Origin of the sequence: Dactylosporangium siamense (assembly GCF_016862795.1) — a bacterium.
Taxonomy (GTDB): Bacteria; Actinomycetota; Actinomycetes; order Mycobacteriales; family Micromonosporaceae; genus Dactylosporangium; species Dactylosporangium siamense.
The window spans coordinates 258737-278002 of record NZ_BONQ01000017.1 but is presented as its reverse complement, the minus strand read 5'-3'; the positions used below and the strand labels follow the sequence as shown (position 1 = coordinate 278002).

At 73.2% G+C, this 19266-nt stretch carries 15 protein-coding genes; 6 read left to right on the top strand and 9 right to left on the bottom strand.

Annotation, left to right across the window (positions count from 1 at the left end; genetic code table 11):
• Positions 1–1050: 1050 nt before the first annotated feature.
• Positions 1051–1614 (top strand): hypothetical protein, encoded by a 564-nt coding sequence (locus tag Dsi01nite_RS05150; RefSeq protein ID WP_203844830.1) that lies wholly within the window; start codon positions 1051–1053, stop codon positions 1612–1614.
• Positions 1615–1899: 285 nt separating this feature from the next.
• On the opposite strand, the gene Dsi01nite_RS05145 is transcribed toward Dsi01nite_RS05150, so the two are convergent.
• The 3 genes from Dsi01nite_RS05145 to Dsi01nite_RS05135 are packed head-to-tail and all read right to left on the bottom strand — an operon-like array spanning position 1900 to position 7755.
• The gene (locus Dsi01nite_RS05145; RefSeq protein WP_203844829.1) at positions 1900–5040 is read right to left on the bottom strand and encodes a helix-turn-helix transcriptional regulator; all 3141 of its coding nucleotides are present in this window, start codon (positions 5038–5040) and stop codon (positions 1900–1902) included.
• 10 nt (positions 5041–5050) lie between these two features.
• Entirely contained in the window at positions 5051–6574 is a 1524-nt protein-coding gene (locus Dsi01nite_RS05140; protein WP_203844828.1) for a long-chain-fatty-acid--CoA ligase, read from the bottom strand.
• Complete coding sequence (locus Dsi01nite_RS05135) at positions 6571–7755, bottom strand: acyl-CoA dehydrogenase family protein (RefSeq protein WP_203844827.1); 1185 nt, start codon at positions 7753–7755, stop codon at positions 6571–6573. Before Dsi01nite_RS05135 ends, Dsi01nite_RS05140 begins: the two co-directional genes overlap by 4 nt.
• Before the next feature lie 47 nt (positions 7756–7802).
• On the opposite strand from Dsi01nite_RS05135, the gene Dsi01nite_RS05130 reads away from it, so the two are divergent.
• Positions 7803–8567 (top strand): alpha/beta fold hydrolase, encoded by a 765-nt coding sequence (locus Dsi01nite_RS05130; protein WP_203844826.1) that lies wholly within the window; start codon positions 7803–7805, stop codon positions 8565–8567.
• Here the strand turns inward: Dsi01nite_RS05130 and Dsi01nite_RS05125 are convergent.
• From Dsi01nite_RS05125 to Dsi01nite_RS05115, 3 genes are read right to left on the bottom strand one after another with little or no spacing between them, the layout of a single operon-like run.
• Entirely contained in the window at positions 8557–9723 is a 1167-nt protein-coding gene (locus tag Dsi01nite_RS05125; RefSeq protein ID WP_203844825.1) for an acyl-CoA dehydrogenase family protein, read from the bottom strand. The two genes, Dsi01nite_RS05130 and Dsi01nite_RS05125, sit on opposite strands and share 11 nt — an antisense overlap.
• Entirely contained in the window at positions 9723–10499 is a 777-nt protein-coding gene (locus Dsi01nite_RS05120; protein WP_373318727.1) for an SDR family NAD(P)-dependent oxidoreductase, read from the bottom strand. The genes Dsi01nite_RS05125 and Dsi01nite_RS05120 overlap by 1 nt, the downstream gene beginning before the upstream one ends.
• Before the next feature lie 11 nt (positions 10500–10510).
• Complete coding sequence (locus Dsi01nite_RS05115; protein WP_203844823.1) at positions 10511–11275, bottom strand: SDR family oxidoreductase; 765 nt, start codon at positions 11273–11275, stop codon at positions 10511–10513.
• A gap of 79 nt (positions 11276–11354) precedes the next feature.
• Here Dsi01nite_RS05115 and Dsi01nite_RS05110 point away from each other — a divergent pair, with 79 nt between their 5' ends.
• The 3 genes from Dsi01nite_RS05110 (at position 11355) to Dsi01nite_RS05100 (ending at position 14092) form a co-directional block, all read left to right on the top strand.
• Positions 11355–12347, top strand: a complete 993-nt coding sequence (locus tag Dsi01nite_RS05110) for a glycosyltransferase (RefSeq protein WP_203844822.1) — start codon at positions 11355–11357, stop codon at positions 12345–12347.
• 154 nt (positions 12348–12501) lie between these two features.
• Positions 12502–13437: a S41 family peptidase gene (locus Dsi01nite_RS05105; protein WP_203844821.1), complete on the top strand. Its 936-nt coding sequence runs from the start codon at positions 12502–12504 to the stop codon at positions 13435–13437.
• Between the two features lie 106 nt (positions 13438–13543).
• Positions 13544–14092, top strand: coding sequence for a hypothetical protein (locus tag Dsi01nite_RS05100; RefSeq protein ID WP_203844820.1), 549 nt, complete (start codon positions 13544–13546; stop codon positions 14090–14092).
• Between the two features lie 65 nt (positions 14093–14157).
• On the opposite strand, the gene Dsi01nite_RS05095 is transcribed toward Dsi01nite_RS05100, so the two are convergent.
• Positions 14158–15558, bottom strand: a complete 1401-nt coding sequence (locus Dsi01nite_RS05095; RefSeq protein WP_203844819.1) for a S28 family serine protease — start codon at positions 15556–15558, stop codon at positions 14158–14160.
• A gap of 141 nt (positions 15559–15699) precedes the next feature.
• Here Dsi01nite_RS05095 and Dsi01nite_RS05090 point away from each other — a divergent pair, with 141 nt between their 5' ends.
• Positions 15700–16137: a hypothetical protein gene (locus tag Dsi01nite_RS05090; RefSeq protein ID WP_203844818.1), complete on the top strand. Its 438-nt coding sequence runs from the start codon at positions 15700–15702 to the stop codon at positions 16135–16137.
• Between the two features lie 51 nt (positions 16138–16188).
• Here Dsi01nite_RS05090 and Dsi01nite_RS05085 read toward each other — a convergent pair whose 3' ends face one another.
• Together Dsi01nite_RS05085 and Dsi01nite_RS05080 are read right to left on the bottom strand one after the other, a co-directional pair.
• Positions 16189–18321, bottom strand: coding sequence for a carboxypeptidase-like regulatory domain-containing protein (locus Dsi01nite_RS05085; protein WP_203844817.1), 2133 nt, complete (start codon positions 18319–18321; stop codon positions 16189–16191).
• A 172-nt stretch (positions 18322–18493) separates the two neighbouring features.
• Complete coding sequence (locus Dsi01nite_RS05080; RefSeq protein ID WP_203844816.1) at positions 18494–19117, bottom strand: hypothetical protein; 624 nt, start codon at positions 19115–19117, stop codon at positions 18494–18496.
• Positions 19118–19266 lie beyond the last annotated feature (149 nt).

The following is a 19266-nucleotide window of genomic DNA, read 5'->3' as shown; positions in this document are numbered from 1 at the left end:
ACAGGCACAGCGGCGCAGGCACCACCGCACAGACACAGCCGGACGGACACCACCGCGCAGGCACAACCGGACAGGCACAGCGGCCCAGGCACCACCGCACAGACACAGCCGGACGGGCACCACCGCGCAGACATAACCGCACAGGCACAGCGGCGCAGGCACCACCGCGCAGGCACATAGCCGGACACGGTGCACCGCAGCGCGACACCATCTGACAGGCGCGCCGCCGTGGCCATGACTGACCCCAGCGACACGGAGGCCCTCTCGGCCACCTGACGGCAAGCCGGACCGAACGGGGATACGCAACTGCCGCGCAGGCGGTCAACCACCGTTCACGTCGGGAGGTGCCCCATGCCACTGGACGCCGGCACGCATGGTCGTGACGGACGAGATGCCGCTGGATCGGATCTCGTCGCCGCTGCGTCCGCGTCCGAAGGTTGCCCCAGCGGCCGACGAAAGGTCGCTGGATCGGATCTCGATGCCGCTCTACCCGCGTCCAAAGGTTGCCCCAGCGGCCGGACTCCACATGCGCAGACGTGACCGCAGACATGGGTGCCGGTTCCGTCAACGCCCAAAGCGCAGTCGCCACCGCCACAGGCATGATTGATGCCCAGCGCACGGATGCTGCTGACCTGCGAACGGATGCTGCTGACACCCGCACGGACGTGACTGCCCCAGGCGCGGACGCCACCACCCCAGGCGGAGGCATCGGATATGGCAGCGCCGCGACGGCGGGTGCAGGCGCAGCCACCGCTGCGGCGACCGCGGCGACGCGGGGAGCGACGGCTGCGGCGACGTGCGGTGCGGCGACTGCGACGATGCGCGGTGCGGCGACTGCGACGATGCGCGGAGCGGCGACTGCGACGATGCGCGGAGCGACGGCTGCCGCGATGCGCGGAGCGGGATGGAGCACGCCGTCCGGCACTTGCTGGCAGGCACCTGGCAACGACCGGGTAGGTCGAGGCCAGACCGATGTGGATATCGGTGCCCGACTGGGTGGCGAGGCGAGCACCGATACGGCCAGCACCGCCTCGGTGCTCCTTGGCCGCCATGGCGCGGGTCGTGTCGCGGCAGTCGGCTCCGGCGGTGGTGGCGACGGCAGTGACGTTGGCGGCGGCGGCGCTGGCGGCGTCACTGGGGGCGGCGACGGCGACGGCGACGGCGGTAGCGGTGACAGTGGAGGCTGTGACGGCGGCGGTAGCGGTGGCGACAATGACGAAGTCGCCGACGGCAACGACGACGGTGACCGTGGCGACGGCAACGACGGCTGCGACAACGACGCCGACGGCAACGACGGTCGCGACAACGACGACGCCGAACGTGACGACGGCGGTGGCGGTGGCGGTGGCAACGACGACGGTGACCGTGACCGTGGCGACGGCAACGACGGCTGCGACAACGACGCCGACGGCAACGACGACGCCGAACGTGGCGACGTTGGCGGCGACGTTGGCGTTGGCGGTGGCGAGGCTGGCTTGCGTGTGGGCTTCGGGGCGGGCATCAGTTCAGGTGAGTCCAGCTCTGCCAGCAGCCGGGCGGACTGCAGCCGCGCCAGTTTCGTCGCGTGGCGGGCTGCCAGCCCGTGGCGGCGGGCCTCCGCGAACTCTGCTCTGACGCGCAGCTTCTCCTCGCGGCGGCGCTGCTGCTCGGCCCGCGCCGCGGCGGAACGCGCGTCCCAATCGATCGAATCGAACGACACGAACGAACCGGAATCCGGTGCGTCCAAAGAAAAGCAGGGCCGTGGCACGTGCCGCCTCCCCCCGGTAGGCGCTACCCCTCCATCCTTGAACCCGCACACCCCCGTGTCCAGTCCAACCGCCGGGTCAGCACCACCAGTCACAGACACGTTACGGCCGGGTCATGCGGCTCGTGGGCCGTGCGGTGGTAGGCGGTTGGGGCTCACGACACGACCTTCGCCAGTTCGGTGCGGGAGCGGACGCCGAGGCGGGTGAAGATGTTGCGCAGGTGGTGGTCGACGGTGCGGGGGCTGAGAAACAGCACCTCGGCGACCTCGCGGTTGGTCGCGCCGCCGGCCACCAGTTCCGCGATGCGGGCCTGCTGCGCGGTCAGCGCCGCCCGGGCCTCCTCGACCGGGGTCACGTGGTCGCCGGCGGCGCGCAGTTCGGCGGTGGTGCGCTGGGCCCAGGGTGCGGCGCCGAACTGTTCGAAGGTGGCCAGGGCGCGGCGGAGGTGCTCGCGGGCAGCGGCCGGGTGGCGGCGGCGGCGGAGTTCCTCGCCGTAGAGGAGTTCGGTGCGGGCGCGGGCGAAGGGTGAGTCGCCGGCGAGGTGCAGGCGGATGGCTGAACGGTACCGTTCGTCGGCCTCGTCCTCGGTGTCGGCGAGCAGTGCGTGGCAGCGGGCTGACAGCGCCAGCCAGGTCGGGCTCGCGGTGCTGGAGGCCCACAGGTCGTAGGCCCGCAGGATCTCGCGGGCCGGGGCTCGGTCGCCGCAGCGGGCGACGGCCTCGACCAGTGTCGGGGTCGCGGGGATCTGCACGCCGAGGTGACCGCGACCGCCGGCGGTGCGCATGACGCCCCACAGACGGCCGGCGGCGTCGGCGTGCCGGCCCTCGGCGACGTCGAGCAGGGCCGCGGCCCAGACGCACATCGCGCGGGCCTGGCTGTCCACGTCGACGCCGGCCCTGGCCCGGCAGCGGCGCGCCCAGGCCTGGCTGGCGGGGCCGTCGCCGAGCATGCCGAGCACCACGGCGAGGATGCCGCGGCAGTTGTCGGCGACGGCGTCCTGCCCGGTGGCGGCGGCGAGACGCTGGCCCTCGGTGGCGGTCGCGACGGCGAGGTCGAGGTCGCCGAGCGCGAACGCGGCCGTGGCGGCGAGGTCGAGGGCGTGCGGCACGCTGGCCCGGTCGCCGGCGCCGCCGGCCAGTCTGGCAGCGCGCACGGCCAGCCGGTACGCCTGCTGGTCCTCGCCGATGAGAATGCCGGCGGCGGCGGCGCGTACCAACGCCGGAGGGTCGTCGACGGCGGCCGCGAGGTGCAGGACCCGCCGGAGTGGTTCGACCCCGCGGGACGGGTCGCCGGAGAAGAGCGCGGACACCCCGGTGAGGTGTTCGAAGAGCAGCACGGCGGCGACCGGGTCGTCTGGGCGCCGCAGCCGCAGCGCCCGTCCGGCCAGCGCGGTGAACTGGTCGTGCCGGCCGGTGGCGAGGAGTGCCTCGCCGGCCAGCATGAGCGCGCCGAGGCTGCGCTGCCGGTCCCGGGCGATCAGGCGGCCCGCCGCGGCGATGAGGGTGTGCTGCTCGCCGCCGCTCGCGCCGGTCCGCAGGTCGATCTCGCCGAGCAGCAGCTCGCGTTCTGCGTGCAGATGCTCCGGTACGCCCGGCGCGAACACCGACCGCAACAGCATTCGCGCCTGGTGTGGTTCGCCGCCTCGCCATGCCAGCCGGGCTGCGGCGAGTGTGCGGGACGCGGCCAGGACGGGCTCGCTGGTGAGGGTGGCGGCGTGCCGCAGCGCGGTCGCGGCCAGGGCCGGGGGCACCGCGGCGGCGGCCCCGGCCAGGACGCCGGCGAGGGCGTCGTCGGGGCCGTCGGCGACCGCGGCCAGGTGCAGCGCCGCGGTCAGCACCGCGCCAGGATCACCAAGAGCCGCCACGCCCGACGCCCCGGAAGGCACCTCGGAAGACGCCCCGGAAGGCAGAACGGACGGCACCGCGGAAAGCGCCCTGGAAGGCACCGCAGACGGCGCCACGCAAGGCACCACAGAAGGCACCGTGGATGGCAGAACGGAAGGCAAACCGGACGGCAGGCCGGCGAGGAGGCGGTGGGCGGCGTGCCGTTCGGTGAGGGCGGCCTCGGCGTACAGGATCGGGGCGAACAGGGGTGGCACGAACCGGACCCGGCCGGCGTCGACGTGCACGAGGTCGGCCCGTTCGGCGGCGGCCAGGTCGGCGGGGCGGTGCCCGGCCGCGAGGAGCACCGACACCTCGCAGCCCGGCCGGCCGCTCGGTGACCGGGGCGCGGTCACGGCGGCCGCCGCGGCCACCAGGAGCACGCGGCGGGTCGCGTCGGGCAGCGCGCGCAGCACGGCCCGGTACTCCCGGCGCAGCGGACTGTCGCGCGGCAGCGTGTCCGGTGGTGCGGTCTGGCCGTGGCGCTGCTCGGCGTCCAGCGCGGCGGCGAGCTCCATCAGGGCGCGCGGGTTGCCGCCGGCCATGCCCGCCAGGACCCCGGCGACGTCGCCGGCGAGGTCCGGCACCGCGTCGGCGAGCAGGTCGCGGCTGTCGCGCAGGTCGAGGGGTGCGAGCCTGCGGTACGGCAGGCCGGCCAGCACCGCCTCGCTGCCCGCGCCCGCCGGGGTGTCGCGCAGCGCGAACAGGAGCGCGATCCGGTCGCCACCGGCGCGCCGGGCGGCCAGGCCGAGGGCGTCCAGCGACGGGCGGTCCAGCCACTGGGCGTCGTCGATGCGGCACACCACCGGGCCCCGGGCCTTGCTGCCCAGGGCACGCAGGGCGGCAAGGGTGGCGAGACCCACGGCGAGCCGGTCCGGCACCGCACCGTCACGCCCCCCGGCCGCGCCAGAAGGCCCGTCACCACCGGACGAACCGCCAGCGGAACCCAAGGACGAACCGCCAGCGGAACCCAAGGACGAACCGTCAACGGAACCGACGGACGACCCGCCAGCGGAACCGACGGACGACCCGCCAACGGAGCCAAAGGACGGCCCGCCAGCGGAACCGAAGGACGGCCCGTCAACGGGACCACCGGACGAACCGTCAACGGGACCACAGAAGGAACCGCCAACGGCACCGTCGAAGCCCGGCAGCGCAACCCGACCCGCAAGCAGCCGCTGCAGCCCCGCGTACGGCAGCCCGGACTCCGCCGGACACCCCGCCACGGCCAGCGGGACCGCCGCCGCATGGACCGCACCGGCGAGCAGCGCGGTCCGGCCGATCCCGACGGGACCGGCGACCACCAGCGCTCCCCCACGCCCGTCGGCGGCGGCGGTGAGCAGGCTCGCGATGGCGGCACGATCGGCGTCGCGGCCTCGCAACGAAACTTTCTGCACGGTCGATGCACTAACCATGTCGCCAGTGTTACGTGTCAGTAACACCAATGGAAGAGGCTCGTTGTGACACGACGGAACGCCGCAGCTCACGCTTCAGCACCTTGTGGCTCGGCCCGAGCGGCAACGAGTCCACGAAATGGACCTGGCGCGGGTACTTGTGCCGCCCCAGCCGCGACTGAGACCACGCGACCAGCTCATCAGCAAGCAGCGGCGACGACGCGACGACCACCGCGCAGATCTCCTCGCCGTGCACCGGGTCCGGCACGCCGATCACCGCCACCTGCGCGACCGCGGGATGCCGGGCCAGCACCTCCTCGACCTCGCGCGGGTACACGTTGAAGCCGCCCCGGATGACGATGTCCTTCTTGCGATCCACGATCGTGACGCGCCCGGAAGGATCACGGGTGCCGAGGTCGCCGGTGCGGAACCACCCGTCGACCACGGCGAGGGCCGTGTCGGAGGGACGGTTCAGGTATCCGGCGAAGACGTTGTGCCCCCGGACGACGATCTCACCCAGCGACCCCGGCGGGAGCAGCTCGATCCGGTCGTCGACCTCGGCGCGGGCCACCTCGACCTCGACCCCCCAGACGGCGTGCCCGACCGTCCCGGCGAGGGTGCCGAAGTCGGGCTGGTTGGTGGTGGCGGTCGGGGAGGTCTCCGACAGCCCGTACCCCTCGTAGATCGACGTCGAGAAGGCGGCGTTGAACCGCTCCAGGACCGGCACAGGCAGGGAGGCTCCGCCGGAGATGCACAATCGCAGGCGGGGCAGCTCACCGTGGGACGCGGCCGCGTCCAGCAGCGCCAGATACATGGTGGGCACGCCGTGGAACACGTCGACGCCCTCCCGCACCATCACCTCCAGGGCCGCCGCACCGGTGAAGCGGGCCAGCATGACCAGGGTCGCGCCGAGCCGGAAGGTGCCGTTCATCCCGACCGTCTGCCCGAACGTGTGGAACAGCGGCAGGCAGCCGAGCACCACGTCGGTGGACCGGGCGTCGTTGGCGTCGAACACGTTGACGGTCGCGTTCAGCACCAGGTTCAGGTGCGTCAGCACGGCGCCCTTGGGTTGTCCGGTGGTGCCGCTGGTGTACAGCACGACCGCCGGATCGGACGGGTCCCGCGAGGCGTAGGACCGCAACGGCGCGGCCCCCGTGAGGTCCGACGGCGCGACGACCGGGATGCCGGCGAGCGCGGCGGCCCCGGTCCCGGTCGCGGCCACAGCGACGTGGCAGATCAGCACCCGGGCGCCGCTGTCGCGCAGGGTGTAGGCGACCTCCGGGGCGGTCAGCAGCAGGTGCACGGGCACGACGACGGCGCCGAGGGCGAGAATCCCGTAGTACGCGCGCGGGAAGTCGACCGTGTTCGGGCACTGCAGCGCGACCCGGTCGCCGGGGCGCACCCCGAGGTCGCGCAGGGCGCCCGCGACCTCCAGGGCCTCCTGCCACAGCGAGTCATAGCTGACCCGCGAAGCGCCGTCCACGACCGCGATGCGCTGGGGGTACCGCCGCGCGGACTCGGCAAGCACGGCCGCCAGGGAAAGGGTGGCGCTCATGCGAGGTGCCCGCCGATCTGGGTGAAACCGCGCAACAGGTCCCGCGCGATGATCATGCGTTGCATCTCGTCGGTGCCCTCGAAGATGCGCAGCAGCCGGACGGTGCGGTACCAGCGCTCGATCGGCAGTTCGCGGGTGTACCCCATGCCGCCGTGGATCTGCATGACCCGGTCGACGACGTTGTTGACCATGTTCGCGCCGTAGAGTTTCGCCATCGACGACGTGTGCCGGGGGTCCATACCCTGACCACTGCCCTGATCGACGGTCCAGGCGGCGCGGAGCACGAGCCAGCGGGCCGCCTCCAGCTCCACCTCGGAGTCCGCGATCATCCACTGGATGGCCTGGTTCTGCCCGATCGGCCGGCCGAACGTGTGCCGGGTGTTGGCGTGCTCGATCGCCATGCGCAGCGCGCGTTCGGCGATGCCGAGGGCGTGCGAGGGGATGATGTAGCGACCCTTGCCGATCCAGCGCATCGCGAGGTCGAAGCCCTGGCCGAGCTCGCCGAGGACGTTGCGGGCGGGCACGCGGACGTCGTCGAAGATCAGCGACGCGGGACCGCCCTCGCCCATCGTCTGGATGAACGAAGACTGCCAGCCCATCGCCCGGTCGACGAGGAACGCGGTGGCGCCGCCCTTGCGGACGTCCCGGTCCTTGTCGGTGACCGCGATGACGATGGTGAAGTCGGCGTCGTTGCCGTTGGTGATGAAGGTCTTCTCGCCGGTCAGCAGCCAGTCGTCGCCGTCGCGGCGGGCGCTGAAGGTGATGTTCGCCGCGTCGGAGCCCGCGCCCGGCTCGGTGATCGCGAAGCAGGAGACGCGTTCGCCCTCGATCGTGGGCACGAGGTACTCGCGGCGCTGCGCCTCGTTGGCGAAGTACAGGATGTTGTCGGCCTCGCCGCCGAAGCGGAACGGCACGAACGACCGGCCGACCTCGGTCCACACCAGGGACTGCAGCACCGCGGGGAGGTCCATCCCGCCGTACTCCTCGGGGGTGGACAGGCCCCAGAACCCGAACTGTTTCGCCTTTCGCTGCAGCTCGCGCAGCTCGCCGCGCTCCAGTCCCGGACCATGCGCGCGCTCGCGGCGCAGCACCTCCTGTTCGAGGGGCTCGACCTCCTTGTGGATGAAGGCCCGGGCGGTGTCCCGGATCGCCTTCTCCTCGTCGCTGAGCGAGAAATCCATCGCAACCCTCTCCTATTTGCACTCCGAGTGCACTAATCTTCGCCGACATGGATCGGTTCATCTCGTTCGACGGCACCGGCATCGCGTACCAGGTGTGGGGCGGGCCCTCCCCGCTACCGCCGGTGGTGCTGCATCACGGGTTCGTGGTCGACGCCACCACCAACTTCGTCGCGCCCGGCGTGGTGGCCGCCCTGGTCGCGGCCGGCCGGCGGGTGGTCGCGCCGGACGCGCGCGGGCACGGCGCCTCCGACAAGCCGCACGACCCCGACCGGTACGGCGAGGACGTCATGGCCCGCGACCTGGCCGGCCTCCTCGACACCCTGGGCCTGGACACGGTCGACCTGGTCGGGTACTCGATGGGGGCCGTCGTGGCCGCGATCTTCGCGAGCGGCGGCAAGGGGGTGCGGCGGCTGGTGCTGTCCGGGGTCGGCGCGGGGGTCGTCGAGCTCGGCGGCCTGGACACCCGCGCGATGCCCCCGGCCGAGGTCGCCGCGGTGCTGCTCACCTCGTCGGAGTCGGCGATCGGGGCGTCGCCGGCCGCGCCGTTCCGCCGGCTCGCCGATGCCGTCGGGGCCGACCGGGCCGCCCTGGCCGCGCAGGTGCACGCGGCGCACCGGACCCCGATCGCCCTGGACCGGATCACCGCGCCCACGCTCGTCCTCACCGGGCAGGACGATCCCCTCGCCGCCCGCCCCGAGGTCCTCGCCGGCGCGATCCCCGGCGCGCGGTGGCGCGTGGTGAGCGGCGACCACCTGACCGCGCTGCGCTCCCCCGCGTACACGCCGGCGCTGGTCGAGTTCGTCACGGGCTGAACCGGCGGAGCTCGCGGCGGGCGAGGGAGCGGCGGTGCACCTCGTCCGGCCCGTCGGCGATGCGGATCGTGCGGGCCCGGGACCACAGCCCGGCGAGGGGCGTGTCCTGGCTGACCCCGGCCGCGCCGTGGGCCTGGATCGCCTTGTCGAGGATCCACTCCACCGCGGACGGCACGGCTATCTTGATCGCCTGGATCTCGGTGTGGGCGCCCTGGTTGCCCACGGTGTCCATCAGCCAGGCGGTCTTGAGCACCAGCAGGCGGGCCTGCTCGATGCGCACCCGGGACTCGGCGATCCAGTCCTGCACGACGCCCTGCTCGGCGAGGGGCCGGCCGAACGCGACCCGGGCCGTCACCCGCCGGCACAGCAGCTCCAGGGCCCGCTCCGCCATCCCGATCAGCCGCATGCAGTGGTGGATGCGGCCGGGCCCGAGCCGCGCCTGCGCGATCGCGAACCCGTCGCCCTCGCCGCCGATGAGGTGCTCCGCCGGGACCCGCACGTCGGCGAACTCGATCTCGGCGTGCCCGCCGTGGTCGCCGTCGTCGTAGCCGAAGCTGTGCAGGCCACGCACGACCGTCACGCCGGGGGTGTCGCGCGGCACCAGCACCATGCTCTGCTGCCGGTGCCGCGGGGCGTCCGGATCGGACCTGCCCATCACGACGAAGATCTCGCAGCGCGGGCTCATCCCGCCGGTGGCGAACCATTTCCGGCCGTTGATGCGGTACTGGTCACCGTCGCGCTCGATGCGGGTGGCGATGTTGGTGGCGTCGGACGAGGCGACCTCGGGCTCCGTCATGCAGAACGCCGAGCGGATCCGCCCGTCCAGCAACGGTCGCAGCCAGCGGTCCCGCTGCCACGGGGTGCCGAACCCGGCGAGGAGCTCCATGTTGCCGGTGTCGGGGGCGGCGCAGTTGAGCGCGGCCGGCGCGAGGGACGGGCTGCGCCCCATGATCTCCGCCAGGGGCGCGTACTGCAGGTTCGTGAGGCCCGCGCCGTGCTCGCCGGTCAGGAACAGGTTCCACAGCCCTCGCTCGCGCGCCACCCGCTGCAACGCGGCCAGGTCCGGTGCCGGCTCGGCCGGGTACACGTGCTCGTCCATGAACGCGAGCAGTCTTTGGCGGTACCCCTCGGTCACCGCGTCGTAGGCGAAGTCCATCACAGCCGTCCCTGGTCGATCTTCCGCTGGAGCCGGTTCATGCCGTTGAGCCACCGGTCCGGGTCCTCGGCCCGGCGGGTGTAGTACGTCGCGACCTCCGGGTGCGGCAGGATCAGGAAACGGTCGCCGGCGAGGCCGTCCACGACGTGGTCCGCGACCTGCTCCGGGGTGAGCGCGGTGCGGTCGAGCAGGCCGCGGCTCGGCCCGTTGCCCCGCTCGAGCATCGGCGTGCGCACCCCCTGCGGGCACAGCGCCTGCACGACGATGCCGCGGTGCGCGTAGGTGACCCGCAGCCACTCGGCGTAGGCGTAGGCGGCATGCTTGGTGACCGCATACGGCGCCTTGCCCAGCAGGGTCAGCAGGCCGGCCGCGGAGACCGTGGCCAGGAACCGGCCGTGGCCCTTGGCCAGCCACCGCGGCAGCAGCGCCCGGGACGCGTACACGTGCGCCATGACGTTCACCTGCCACGCCTGCTGCCACATCGCGTCGGGCGCGGTCGCGTCGCCGCCGGGCGCGACTCCGGCGTTGGCACAGAAGAGGTCCAGCGCGCCGAGCTTGTCCCAGGTGAAGTCGACGAGCCGGTCGACCTCGTCGGGGTCGGCGACGTCGCCGGAGAAGGCGAGCCCGTCGATCTCGTAGGCGACCCGGCGGGCCGCGGCGGCGTCGAGGTCGTTGACGACGACCTGGGCGCCGAGCCCGGCGAAGCGGCGGGCCAGGGCCGCGCCGATCCCCGAGCCGCCGCCGGTGATGACGACCGCGGCGCCGTTGAGCTGCAGGGCGGTGTCGCTCATCCGGCCCGCCTGGCGAGGGTGACGCCGCCGTCGACGACGAGGGTCTGCCCGGTGATCCAGCTCGCCTCGTCGGAGACGAGGAACGCCGCGGCGCCGGCCACGTCGTCCGGCACGCCGAGGCGCCGCATCGGGTACTGCGCGGCGGCCTCCTCCTCGCGGCCCTCGTACAGGGCGGCCGCGAAGCGGGTCTTCACCACCGCCGGCGCGACCGCGTTGACCCGCACCGCCGGCGCCAGCTCGACCGCGAGGCAGGACGTGAGGTGGTTGAGCGCGGCCTTCGTCACGCCGTAGAAGGCGATGCCGGCCGGCGGGTGCACGGCGGACACCGACGAGACGTTGATGACCACCCCGTTGCGAGCCGGTGGACTCCGGAACACCTCCTGCACCCAGCCGAGCGAGCTCAGCACGTTGACCTCGAAGATCTTGCGGGCGGCGGCGAGGTCGAGCTCCAGCAGCGAGCCGTACACGGGGTTGATGCCGGTGTTGTTGACGAGGATGTCGGGCGGCCCGAACAGGTCCGCCGCCTGCCGCACGGCCGCGGCGCGGTGATCCGGGTCGTCGGCGCGGCCGGCCACGGCGACGGCGTTGACCGGCCCGCCGAGGGCGCTGACCGCCTCGGCCAGGGCGTCGGGCTTGCGGGCGGTGATGCAGACCTTGGCGCCCTCCTCGACGAACCGCCGGGCAATGGCGAAGCCGATGCCGCGGCTCGCGCCGGTGACCACGGCGACCCGACCGGCGAGCCGCCCTTCCTGCACGCTCATGCCCCACTCCTCGCACGACGACTGTGTATATGCACTTGGAGTGTATGTTTTTCGGGGCAGGCGTCAATAAGCTGGGCAGGTGCGCGTACTCTTCGCCAGCCTTGGCTCCGTCGGCCACACCTATCCGCTGATCCCCCTGGCGATCGCCGCCCGCGACGCCGGGCACGAGGTGCACTGGGCCGCCGGCGCGGAGGTCCACCCGCCCCTGGCCACGCTCGGGCTGCGGCCGTTCCGGCCCGCGGACGCCTTCTACGAGATCTACGCCGAGGACCTGGCGCCGTCGCTGGACCTGCTGCGACCCGACCTCGTCGTGCACGAGTGGGGGTTGCCGGGCGCCGCCGTCGCCGCCGCACAGGCCGGCATCCCGGGCCTGTGGCACGGCTTCGGCCGCATGATCCCGCCCGGGATCGGCCTGCAGCTGCCCTCACTGGTCGACGGCGCGGCCGGCCGTCCGCACCTGGACATCTGCCCGCCGTCCCTGCAGGACAAGGACTTCCTGGCGACCGGCGACCGGATCGAGCTCCGTCCCGTGCCGTTCTCCTTCCCCACCGGCACCGCCGGCGCCGTCCGAGGTTCGCGTCCGCTGGTGTACCTGACGCTGGGCACCGCGTTCGGCACCGCCGCGCTGCTCACCACCGCGATCAAGGGGCTGGCCCGGCTGAACGTGACAGTGGTCGTCGCCGCCGGGCGGGTGCCACCGGAGGAGATCGGCGCGGTCCCGGCCGGCGTGACGGTCTCGTCGTGGGTGCCGCAGGCGCAGCTGCTCCCCCACGCCGACGTCGTGGTGCACCACGGCGGCAGCGGCACCACCCTCGGCGCGCTCGCCGCCGGCGTGCCGCAGCTGTTCCTGCCGCAGGGCGCCGACCAGTTCGCCAACGCCGACGCGGTCACCGCCGCCGGCGCCGGGCTCCGGCTGGATTCCGCCGAGGTGACCGCCGACGCCGTCGCCTCGCAGGTCCGGGCGTTGCTGGCGTGGGACGGACCCCGCGACGCGGCCCGCGCGGTCGCCGCCGAGATCGCCCGCATGCCCGCGCCGGACGAGGTCGCCCACCGCCTGTCCGACTACGCCTGAACCGTGGCATACTGCTGCGGACCCGATCCTGAAAGCGAGGTGACCGCCATGGCCCGCACCTGTGACCGCCCGGACGTCACCTCCCGCCGCTGAGGCGGTTGCTCACGCCTGGGCTTCGTGACCAGCGACCTGAGCTTGTGAAAGGGATCGACCCATGCAGCTTCTGCACGACGCGCTCGCCCTCGTCCGTCAGCAGTACATCTTCCCGGACGTCGCGGCCGAGGTCATCGCCGCCGCCGAGGCCGGCGCGGCCGCCGGCGACTTCGACGGCCTCGACGACGAGACCCTCGCGGCGCGCGTCACCGAGGTGTTCCACGCCACCAGCGGCGACAAGCACCTGCGCCTGCTCGTCCGCTCACCCGACCACCGCACCGCCACCACGGAGGCCGAGACCGAGGCCGCCTGGGCCGAGGCACAGCGGCTCGGCAACCACCACATCGCCGCCGTCCAGCGCCTCGACGGCAACATCGGCTACATCGACCTGCGCGGCATCGCCTCCCCCGGCGACGGCGGCACCGCGATCGCCGCCGCGATGGAGCTCGTCACCCACACCGGTGCGCTGATCTTCGACCTGCGCCGCAACCGGGGCGGCGATCCGGAAGGCGTCCAGCTGTGGAACAGCTATCTGTTCCCGGACTCCGACACCCACCTCAACGACATCTACGACGGCGCGACCAGCTCCACCCGGCAGTTCTGGACCCTGGCGTACCTGCCGGGCCGCCGCTACCTGGACCGGCCGGTGTACGTGTTGACCAGCTCGTTCACGTTCTCCGGCGGCGAGGAGTTCGCCTACAACCTCAAGGCGCTGGGCCGGGCCACCCTGATCGGCGAGGTGACCCGCGGCGGCGCCCACCCCACCCGGCGCTTCCCGGTCTCGGCGACCCTGGAGGTCGCCGTGCCCAACGCCCGCTCGATCAACCCAGTCACCGGCACCAACTGGGAGGGCACCGGCGTCGTCCCGGACGTCGCCACGCCCGCCGAGGAGGCACTGCCGGTGGCGTACCGCACGGCGCTGCGGCACGTCCTGTCCACCGCCACCTCGCACGCCGTCCTGGCCGAGGCACAGGAGGCCCTGACCGCGGCGGGGTAACCGCGGTTTTCTCATCGAACTCTTATCCACACGGAGCGGCCCTCTTAGGTGCGGGACCGATGCTGACGGTGCCGGCCACCATCCCCCCGGCACCGGAGGACCACTGATGAGCGACACGAAGCCACTCCCGGACGAGCCGGACCGGACCGTCGCCGCCCCGGCGACACCGGACCCGGCGCCCGCCGACCCGATTCCCGGCGAGCCCGTCTGGGCCGCGGAACCGGCCGCAGAACCGGCTGCGGAACCGGCTGCACAGCCAGCTCCGCAGCCGGCTGCCTTTGCCCATCCCACCGGGCCGGGACCGCAGCGCCCGGCGGGTGGGCGGCTGCGGGAATCGCGGGTCCGGGTCCCGCTGCTGGTCGGCCTGGCCACGCTGGTGCTCGGCTGCTGCCTGGGCGCCGGCCTGGTCGCGGCCGGCGTCGCGGTGTTCGGCGACGGCCACCGCGGCGACGGCCGGGGCGACGACCGCGGCCGCATCACCCGCGACGAGCGCGGCCCACGGGGTCCGGTCGGCCGGGACGGCGACGGCCGCAACCGGCTGCGCCCCGGCCAGCCCGGCCAGCCCGGCCAGCCCGGCCAGCCGGGCAAGCCCGGCCAGCGCCAGTCCACCCCCGCCGCGCCGACCCCGACTCAGGCGACGCCGTCGGCGTCCTGACCCTTCGTTGACCTTGGAGACTTTGACACGCCCTGACGTGTCAAAGTCTCCAAGGTCAACTGGCGTTACCGGCTGTAGCGACGGTCGAGGGCCGGATCGCGGTCATCGAGGGACGGGATGCTTGCCGCGGCGGTCAGTGCCGCCGGTGCCGGCACGCCCGCCCAGCGTTGCAGGGCCGCGGTCGCCGTCGCCGCCTCCGTCGCGGTCAGCCGGCTGATGTTGGCGCCGTGGTTCCAGCCCGCGGCCGTGTAGGTCAGCGAGTCCTTCGTGCCGGGACCGAGGCGGAACGGTTCGGCGCCCCACGGGTCGTTCTGGCCGTACACGAACAGCAGCCGCCGCCCGAGGAGCTTCACCCAGGCGTCGACGTCGAGCATCGCCAGGGGCTGGAAGCGCGGCACGATCTCGCGCGGGATGTAGGACTGGGCCCGGTCCTGGCCCCGGTAGTGCTGCAGGCCGGCCAGGTGCGGCAGGCTCACGTCCGGGTAGCCAAGCTGGTAGGAGGCCTGGAAGTAGTACGGGATGTAGGGGCTGACGCCCTGGTCGGTGTTGGAGTCGAGGCCGTAGATGAGGTCCAGCCACGCCCAGATGTCGTCGCTGGACGCGGTCGCCGGCGGCACGTCCACGCAGTCGCTCTCCAGGCTGTACTGCCAGAACGCCCACGTCGTGCCGTTCACCATGAACTCGAACGCCTTGTCGGCGCTGCCGATGACGCTGAACGTGCGCGCGTTGGCCGTCGCCCAGTCCTGATACCGGGCGACCAGTTCGGTCCGCCGGCGCAGCGCCTCGACCTGGACGGCGTCGAGGGCGGCCCGGCACTGCGCGGTGCCGACCGCCGTGAAGAACCGGTCGTAGGCGGAGTCCTCGCCGTTGACGACGTCCTGCGGTGCGACGTAGGCGACGGTGCCGTCGACGTCGTTCGGGTAGAACCGCCGGTGGTAGATCGAGGTCATGCCGCCCTTGCTCGCCCCGGTCGAGATCCACTTCTGGGAGTAGATCGGCTTGAGCGCGGCGACGATGCGGTGGTGGTCGGTGGCGGCCTGCCAGATCGTGAGCTTCGACCAGTCCGCGGGTTCGGGCCGCGACGGGGTGAAGAACCGCTGCTCGACGGAGAGCTGGTTGCCGTCGATGAGGCGGGTCGGCTCGGAGCGGAACGCGTAGGCCGGCACGTTGTAGCCGGTGGTGTGCAGCACCGTCGGCCGGTCGGTGCCCCGGTGCAGGACGGTGAACCGCTGCTGGAAGGTGCCGGCCGAGGGGCGCAGGTGGTCGACCGGCTGGGTGATGCTCAGGACGAAGAACCGGTAGGGCGCGGCGACCGGCTGCTCTTCCAGGACGGTCACGCCCGGCGCCGCCTCGAGCTGGTCGCGGATGTCGGTCGTCGCGGCGGCCGCCGGGCTGCCGAACCCGACCGCACCGGCCAGCCCGAGCAGCAACGCCATCGACAACAGCGCACGTCTCACCCGTGTCATACCGTGACTCCCATCGACGATTTCGAGTACGTCGATGCACGCTACCGGGGGTTCGACCCCTTCCCGCCCTCGTCGGCGCCCTCGCATGTCCGGTAGTTCTACGGATCCAAGGCCCGCGGGGCGGCGCTGATGATGAGCGTCATGACCACCACACACACCACGCGACGCGTCGCGCTGCTGACCACGCTCGTCGCCGCCGCCGGACTCCTCGCCGGGTCGCCCGCGGCCGCGCAGATGGAGGTGACCTGCTCGCTGACCCCGGCGGCGGTGCGGGTCTGCGCCTCGCCGGAGGACGTCCGGGCCGGGCGGGTGCAGGAGCGCTTCCCGCTGCACGAGATCTTCCACGCCGACGGCACGAAGGTCGGTGAGATCTACGTGGCACGCAAACCGGGCGCCGCGACCTACGTGGAGCACTGGGTGATGTATCCGGGATACGAGTACCCGGACCGGATCCGCCCGGCCGCGGTGCAGCGGTTCCGCGGCGAGCAGGACTTCCTGGACCACGTCGCGTTCGGCGCCGGCTACCGGTACGTGCGATGGGACGTCGTGGAGCAGGGCACGATCCCCGGCCGGCGCTGACCGGTCCCGGGCCGGGACCACCGCTGTGGTGACCCCGGCCCGGGTGTTTCGTCACGGAATGACGATGTTCACGGTCAGCGTGCGGTTGTTGCGGACGTCGTACGCCGTGGCGTGGGCCAGGTCGGCGCCGCCCACCCAGCCGGAGCGGCCGTCCTCGGTGCGGTAGAAGATCTTCACCTGCTGCGGCGCGATGTTGGCGATGGTGTAGGTCGCCGGCGGCTGGCCCTCGGGCGTGATGCCGCCCGGGAACTGGACCGCCTCGCCGGACAGCACGTCGTAGGCGACCACGGACGCGCTGACCGGCTGGCCGGACGCGTCGCGGATGATGCCCTTGAGGGTGCCGCCACCGGTGCGCAGCTTGATGTTCGCGGTCGCGGTCTTGCCGACCTTGACCGTCACCGGCGTCGCCGTGCGGCGGTTGATCGCGTTGCCGGACCACCGCCACTGGTAGTTGCCGCGGGCGAACTCCACCGGCCACGAGTACGGCCCGACACCGGAGATGGTGTACGTGCCGTCCGTGCCCGCGGTCGCCGGGCAGTCACCGCCGCCACCGAAGCCCGGCGACAGGGCGGCGACCCACACGCAGGTGTACGAGAGCGGGGCACCCGTGCCGGCGTCGGTCACCTTGCCCTGGATCGTGCCGGCCTTGTCGAGGCGGATCTTCGGCGCGCTGACCTGGTCGCCGGCCGCGAGCGTGAACTGCAGCGCCGCCTCCCGGTTTCCGGTGCCGCCCGCCGCGCCCAGCCACTGCATGCCCAGCGCGTCGCTGCGCGGGTCGACGAACAGCTGGTAGGTGCCCGGCTCCAGCGGGCCGACCACGACCGAGCCCGGCACCGGGCCGGGCGACCAGTCCGAGCAGAAGCCGTACGGGTTGTAGCCGAACGAGTCGTTGAGCCGCGCGACGCTGACGCAGCCGTCGGCGGCGGCACCGCCGGCCCGCTCGGTGATCGTCGCGGTGATCGTCGCGCCGCGGCGCAGCGCCACGTCGACGGTCACGGTCTGCCCGGCGGTGACGACCGCCGGACCCGCGATGGCGGTGAGGTGGAGGTTGTCGTAGATGTAGACGTCGAGCGGGTACGAGCCGACGAAGACGTCATTGATCAGCAGCTCGGTGCCGGTGGCGCAGCCGCCGACGGTGGTGGCCGACCTCGTGTACGCGCAGAAGTCGGACAGCGGTGCGCCGGTGGTGGCGTCGTGGGCGATCACCCGGATCGTGCCCGTCGGCAGGAACACCTCGTCGACGGTGGTCAGCTGCCCGTCGGTGACGGCGAACCGCTCCGCCTGGGCGGGGTCGATCTTGCCGTGCGCGAACTGGTGCACCCAGTTCGGCCCGGCGAACGCCACCTCGTAGTTGCCGAGGAGCAGGTCGTTGAACTGGTACCGGCCGTCCGCGTCGGTGTAGGCCGAGTTCCAGGACCCGTTGACGTTCGGCTGGTTGGCGGTGACCTGGACGTTGCCGGCGGGGCTGCCGTCGGTGTTGGTCAGCCGGCCGCCGAGCGACCCGGTCGGCAGGACCGTCTCGTTGACCTGCACCGCCTGCCCGGCGGTCACCACGATGGGCGTCGCGGTGTCGTAGGACTGCTGCCCGCCGGACCACTGGTCGAACGCGTTGCGGACCCGGAAGTCCAGCTTGTAGGAGCCGGCCGGCAGCTCCGTGCTGAACGTGCCGTCGGCCTGCACCGTCGCGTAGCTCACCGACGACTGGATGTCGGCCAGGTAGACCGTGACGGACGCCTGGGCCGGGGAGCCGTCCCGGTTGAGCAGCCGGCCCTGGACGGTGCCGGTCGGCAGCAGCTGCTCGTCGACGACCACCGTGGCTCCCGCGCCCACGGCGATCCGGTCCGCGGCCATGAAGGTCGCCTTCTGGTGCGACCACTGCACGAAGGAGCCGCTGGCGGCCCGGAAGCTGACGACGTAGTCGCCCTCGGGCAGGTTCGGCAGCGTGTACGAGCCGTCCGCGGCGGTGTAGGCCGAGGCGTTGGCGCTCATGTCCGGCTGCTGCGTCCAGACGTAGGCGTTGGCGGCGGGGTTGCCGCTCGCGTCCGTGAGGTGGCCGGTGATGGCGCCCACGCCGGCCGCGTACGCCGGTGTGGTGGCGAGGGTGACGGCCACCGCTGAGGCCGCGAGGGTGGTGGCCGTCACCGCTGCGAACGTGACGGTGCGGCCGAGGACATTGCTGCGCATGCGCGCTCCCGGAGAGGGTTGGGGTGGAGGGAATCCCGGGCGCGAGGCAGCTCACCGCCGCCTCCGTCGGAGTCCCCGTTCGGCGTTGCGTGCGCATCGTGCCACGGCTGCTTCCGTTGCGCTGCCCCATATCGGCGGTGTCCGGCAGGGACGCCGGCCGATGCCGTGGCGGTCAGATCCCGGTGGCGGCGCGCTCGCGCAGGCCGTGCCTGGTGGCGACCGGGTTCCACCCGGCGAGGAACCGTTCCTTGGCGTCGCCGGCGAGCTTCGACTGCCGCTGCGCCTCGCGGTGGTCGGCGCGGCCGCCGCCGTCGCAGCCGCCACCCCGCACGGCCTGGCCCCACAGCACGAAGCTGCGGTCGGCCGCGAGCGAGTAGCCCAGCGCCTCGGTGAGCAGGGCCCGCAGCCGCTCGCCCTCCGGCAGCGCCGACAGGTCGGCCGCGGCGACCCCGTCCAGTTGCGCCTGGCGTTCGGTGCCGACGGTACGCAGGTCGACGATGGCCTGCTCGATCCGCGTGCACTCCTCGACCCGGGCGATCGCGTCGTTGAGCTTCGTCCGGCTGGCGCCGCTGGCGTCCAGGAGCGCGTCCAGGGCGGCGGCCTGCGCCCTCGGGTCGGCCCGCGACCCGGCCGCCGCGTCCGCCGGTGACGCCGCGGTCGTCGGGCCGGGCCGGCCGGGGCTCACTGTGGTGCCGAGGGCCGCCGGGGTGTACCGCGGCCCGCCGGTCATGCGGACCATCGCGATGACGGTGCCGGCGATGACGAGCACGACGGCGAGCACGGTGAGTGGCACCACGACCCGCGACCGCGGCGCCCGCCCTCGCGAAGATCCGGGCCGCGCAGGACCGGGCCGAACGGAACCAGGCTGGGCAGGAGCGGCCTGGGCAGGAGCGGGTTGGGCAGGAGCGGGTTGGGCAGGACCGGCGGGCGGTGCCTGCACCGGCG